This is a genomic window from Tepidimonas sp. (assembly GCF_029335975.1).
Taxonomy (GTDB): Bacteria; Pseudomonadota; Gammaproteobacteria; order Burkholderiales; family Burkholderiaceae_C; genus Tepidimonas.
The window spans coordinates 1-4,946 of record NZ_JARJMT020000033.1 but is presented as its reverse complement, the minus strand read 5'-3'; the positions used below and the strand labels follow the sequence as shown (position 1 = coordinate 4,946).

Here is a 4,946-nt window from a genome sequence, read left to right as displayed (position 1 = left end):
GCAAGGGTGGCGCCGGCTCTTGGTGCGCGATGGGCTCGACGATGAAAGAGCGAGTGGCCCCGGCATACGCCACGTGGCACATCACGGGCTGGCTCAGCGCGACGCCGCCGAGTGAGGTGGACAACACTGCGGTGATGACACGTTTCATGAAAGGCCCGATTGTCCGACCCCTCGGGTTCATTCGAAACCGATGCGCTTGACTGCCGACAACACCTGCACCACGCCGCGCGTGGCCTGGCTAAACGGAGTGCCCGGCGCGATGGCTTCTTCGGCCTGCCGCCATTCGCGGCGGTTGACCAGTTCGCCCACATCAGCGGCGACCTGGTGAAAATGGCTGTGGCGTTCGATCAGTTCAGCAAAACGCGGCTGCGAACCGAAACGCTGGCGACCTTCACCATAAATCCACTTGCCCAGCGCGCAGCAGTCGTCGCGGCGCAAGGTGTCGACATCCACCCGATGGTGATTCTCCATGGCATCACGCAATTTGATTTTCCACTGCCGATGCGCATCGATGATCTCGTCGATATCCAGACCCGGCACGGCACTGGCGTATTGGGTCTGACTGCCCGCGAGGCGGAATTCGTCCACCAGCGCCGCCATGCGCAATGCGGCATCGCGCTGCGTCGCCGAGGCGGCCGCGGTCTGTTCGGCCAAAGCGGCATTCTGTTGGGTATTGCGGTCCAGCTCCTGAACCGCTTCGCCAATCTGTTGGACGCCCAGCCGTTGCTCGCGCGCGGCGTTGGCCACCTCGTCCATGAGCTGGCGTGTGCGTTGGGCCGAGGCCACGATGTCCTGCATGACGCCACCGACCCCTTGCACCACCTCTACCCCATCGGCGACGTCGCGTACAGTGCGCTCGATCAGGTCTTTGATCTCTCGCGCCGCCTGACTGGATCGCTGCGCGAGTTGCCGCACTTCACCGGCCACCACCGCGAAACCCCGACCGGCCTCGCCGGCGCGCGCCGCTTCCACCGCGGCGTTGAGTGCGAGGATGTTCGTCTGAAACGCGATGCCATCGATGACACCGGTGATGTCGCGGATGCGTGCCGAGGATTCTTCCAGCCGCCGCATGGTCTGCACGACGCGCTCGACGATTTCGCCGCCTCGGGCGGCCGACACCGCATTGGTCTGTGCCAATTCGGCGCCCTGCACGACAAGGTCGGCGGTGTGCGCCGAGGTGGACGATGTCTGCTCCAGCGCGGCGGAAGACTCCTCCAGCGCGGCGGCGGACGATTCGGCCCGCGCGGCCACATCCTGCGCGCCATGGTTGACTTCGATCGCCGTATGCACCACTTCGTTGCTGGCATGGCGCACCGCGCGAATGATGTCCACCAAGGCCGCCTGCAGCATCGCCAGTTCCCGCTGCAGACTGCCCAGGGTATCGTCGGCGTCGGGGACGATGGTCTGGCGCAAGTCTCCCATGCTCAGCGTGAGCATATCGCGCCGGATGCGACGCACCCGCTGTCCGATCGCGCGCGCCGTCCAGCGCACGCCCAACGCGCCCAGCGCAACGGCCGCGATGTCCAACGACCAGCGCCACGGCGGCACCGCGCCGAAACCATCGAACGCCGCAGCCGCCAAATCCCCCGCCAAGGGCAAGGCCGCGCCCAGCCATGCCAGAGTGCAGCCTACGCTCAATGCGCCCATGCCCCGGGCGGCCGCATCGGAAATAGGCGCGGGCGATGCCGAAACGGCCGATGGGGTGGCGGCAAGCGATGGGTGGGTCGCCGACATCCGGTGTCTCCTGCGTGGTTTGCACCGCGCCGGCCCGAGTCATAAACATTCCGGCCAACGCGCGATGGCGATGGCGTGATTCTAGTCGGCGATTGCTGCCCATCGCCGCTTGGCCGCTGGCGTTTTGAGTTTCCTCAGTGCGCGTGCCGAGTCGGCATGACGTGTACCCAGCGGCAGTCCATCCAAATCCGCAGCGGCTCGCCTGGTCGCAGTGCTTGTCGCAACGGACCCGAGCGCACGAGGCGCAGCGACACGCCGGGCAAACCGTCCAAGCTGGCGTGAGCCAGGGTGGTTTCGCCCAGGTGGCGCGCCGTCAAGATGGTAGTGGCCAGCGGCACCCACTCCGGCGCGCTGCCATCGGCCGGCGCGGCCTCGGCGCGGACGGTGTGCTCCTCGTCCAGATGCAGACCGTCGCTCGGTATGATCCATGTGACCCGCTGACCGATTGGGATTTTGCCCTTGTCGCGCACCCGCAGTCGGCGGGACACCGGAGTGCCATCGCCCAGACACCATTGCAACCACCCCACGCTGGCTGCACGCTCATCGTCGTTTTGCGGGCCGAGCCAAATTCCCTGAAACCGGTTTTGAATGCCCAGCAGGTCGGCAACGCGGGCATTGCGAGGGCTGCGGTGGATATGCGCGGGCGCGCCGCTTTGCAGCACCTGACCTTGATCCATGACGAGCAAGCGGTCGGCCAGCTGCCGTGCCTCGACCAGGTCGTGCGTGACCAAAATGATGGGGATCGCCAGGTCCTCGCGCAATTCGGCCAGCAGGTCATACAACCCCTGGCGGCTCATTTGATCGACGGCCGAAAACGGTTCATCGAGCAGCAATACACGCGGCTGACGCGCCAGGGCTCGGGCCACCGCGACCCGCTGTTGTTGGCCTCCCGACAATGCCGTTGGGCGCCGTTGCATCTGTTCGGGGCTCAGCCGCACGCGCTCCAGCCACTGGATGGCCAGGCGCTGACGTTGCGAGCGCGGTAGGTGCAGCAGCGCCAACGCGACATTGTCAACGGCGCTCAAATGCGGCATGAGCGCGTAATTCTGGAACACCAAGCCGACATGTCGGCGCTGCGGCGGCACGAACAAGCCGCGGTCTGTATCCAGCCAGGTTTCTTCGCCAATGGTGATCCTGCCGGCGGCGGGACGCATCAGCCCGGCCACACAGCGCAAGAGCGATGTCTTGCCTGCCCCGGATGGTCCCACCAATGCCAGCAATTCGCCTGAGGCCGCCTGCGCGGTGCAATGCAGCGGCATCGGGTGGAGCTGGTCGACTTCGACGTTTAACGAGCCCATGGATTGGCTTTCTTTGATCGCACTCGGATTGGCTGTTTAGCGCTTGGTCGTGCGCGCCACCGCGAAGAATGATGTGGCCACGGCCAGCAGCGAAACCAACAACAACAGCAGCGCCATGCGGTCGGCTGCGACCATGTCAAATGCTTGCACCCGGTCATAGATGCTGATGGCGATGGTTTTGGTCTGACCGGGAATACTGCCGCCCACCATGAGCACCACACCGAACTCCCCCAAGGTGTGCACGAACGTCAATACCGCAGCCGACAAAATGCCGGGCCACGCCAAGGGCAACTCCACCCGCCACAGGGTTTGCCACACCGATAGCCCATGCACGGCCGCCGCTTCGGTCAAATGGGCGGGGATGGCCTCGAAGGCGCGCTGGATGGGCTGCACCATGAAGGGGATATTGAATACGACCGAAGCGATCAATAATCCCAGAAAGTTGAATGTCAAGCGGATATCAAAATGCTCCAACAGCCACGCGCCCATCGGTGAAGCGGCCCCCAGCGAGACGAGCAGGTAATAGCCGAGCACGGTCGGCGGCAGTACCAGCGGAAGCACCACCACCGCTTCGATCAACGCTTTGCCGACAAAGCGCGCCCGCGCCAGCCAGCGTCCCATCCACAAGCCCGCGGGCAGCAGGACCGCCAACGTGGCCGCGGCCAGCTCCAAAGACAGAAACAGCGCCGTCCAGTCCATGCTATCGTTTCCGGGCGAAAGTAAAGGCGGGTGCGCGCGTTGCGGGGCCTATCATCGAGTTTGCGGCATGACGAAGCCGTAGCGGGTCATGATGGCTTGCGCCGGCGCAGTGGCCAAGAATGCATAAAATTCTCGCGCTGCCTGCGGCGCATCCTTCAGCAGTACCATGCGTTGTGCCAAGGGTTGGTGCCATTCGGCTGGGATCAAAGCGAAATCTCCCAAGGCCGCAAGTTGCGGAGATTTGGCCAGCGACAGCGCGATGATGCCACCATCGGTCGATCCCGAGGTGGCGAATTGGGCCGTCTGAGCGATGTTTTCCCCATAGACCAACTTCGGCTCGATCGCACTCCACAGACCAGCATGCTGTAGGGCTTCTTGCGCACGCCGGCCATACGGTGCGTGTTCGGGGTTGGCGATGGCAAATTTGCGCAGGCGACCATCCTTGAGCGCAGCGGCCAGGTCGCGCAATTCGCCATCCGCTTTGAGCGGAGAGCCTTTGGGCACGATGATGCCGATGCGGCCATAGGCATACAGCCGACCCCGGTCAAGGGTTTTGCCAGCGTCGGCGAGTTTCAAGACGTAGTCTTCATCTGCCGACATGTACAGGTGAAACGGCGCTCCCTGAAGAATCTGGGCGTAAAAATTGCCCGACGAGCCAAACACCAAACGCAGCTTTTGCCCCGTTTGCTGTTCGAACAATTCAGCCACTTCCTGGACCGCGAATTTGAGGTCGGCGGCGGCGGCTACCGTCGGGGGTGCGCCCACCGACTGAGCCTGCGCTGGGCGCTGCCAACCCAGCACAGCGGCGCTGGCGAGGGCGAGGGAGGCCAAGATGGCCCTACGGCTCGAACGAACATACATGGACGGTCTCCTTTCACTGATGGGCATATGCGGCTTGGGTCTGTGCCGAGGCGAAAAAAACGAACGACGCTCACCACCCGCGATATCTTACTACAAAGATATCGAGAAAGCAGGTTGGGGCAAAGCCCGTCGCCTTGCTCGGCGGCGCAGGTCATGGCGCGCGCCATGGGGGGCTGCCGGTATCATTTTGGCCAATGAAGCCGTCCCTACAGATCTCCGCGCTTGAGCTGCGAACCCGCTTTCGGATTCAAATCAAACATGCCGTCGCCATCGGCCCGGGCAAGGCTGATGTGCTGCAGGGTATCGCCGAGACCGGCTCGATCGCCGAAACGGGGCGCCGCCTGGGTATGAGCT

4 protein-coding genes are annotated in these 4,946 nt (G+C 64.0%); all 4 read right to left on the bottom strand.

Features of this window, described 5'->3' with window-relative positions; translation table 11 throughout:
- Positions 1–177 precede the first annotated feature (177 nt).
- Positions 178–1,734, bottom strand: coding sequence for a methyl-accepting chemotaxis protein (locus P3W97_RS01750; RefSeq protein WP_300843247.1), 1,557 nt, complete (start codon positions 1,732–1,734; stop codon positions 178–180).
- 134 nt (positions 1,735–1,868) lie between these two features.
- The gene (locus P3W97_RS01745) at positions 1,869–3,032 is read right to left on the bottom strand and encodes an ABC transporter ATP-binding protein (protein WP_300843246.1); all 1,164 of its coding nucleotides are present in this window, start codon (positions 3,030–3,032) and stop codon (positions 1,869–1,871) included.
- A gap of 36 nt (positions 3,033–3,068) precedes the next feature.
- Positions 3,069–3,731: a molybdate ABC transporter permease subunit gene (modB, locus tag P3W97_RS01740; RefSeq protein ID WP_300843245.1), complete on the bottom strand. Its 663-nt coding sequence runs from the start codon at positions 3,729–3,731 to the stop codon at positions 3,069–3,071.
- Positions 3,732–3,782: 51 nt separating this feature from the next.
- Positions 3,783–4,592, bottom strand: a complete 810-nt coding sequence (modA, locus tag P3W97_RS01735) for a molybdate ABC transporter substrate-binding protein (RefSeq protein ID WP_300843244.1) — start codon at positions 4,590–4,592, stop codon at positions 3,783–3,785.
- Positions 4,593–4,946: the final 354 nt, after the last annotated feature.

Bases quoted from the DNA above. Each gene is read 5' to 3' on its own strand.
- P3W97_RS01750 (WP_300843247.1), bottom strand. From the start codon at position 1,734: ATGTCGGCGACCCACCCATCGCTTGCCGCCACCCCATCGGCCGTTTCG.
- P3W97_RS01745 (WP_300843246.1), bottom strand. From the start codon at position 3,032: ATGGGCTCGTTAAACGTCGAAGTCGACCAGCTCCACCCGATGCCGCTG.
- modB (WP_300843245.1), bottom strand. From the start codon at position 3,731: ATGGACTGGACGGCGCTGTTTCTGTCTTTGGAGCTGGCCGCGGCCACG.
- modA (WP_300843244.1), bottom strand. From the start codon at position 4,592: ATGTATGTTCGTTCGAGCCGTAGGGCCATCTTGGCCTCCCTCGCCCTC.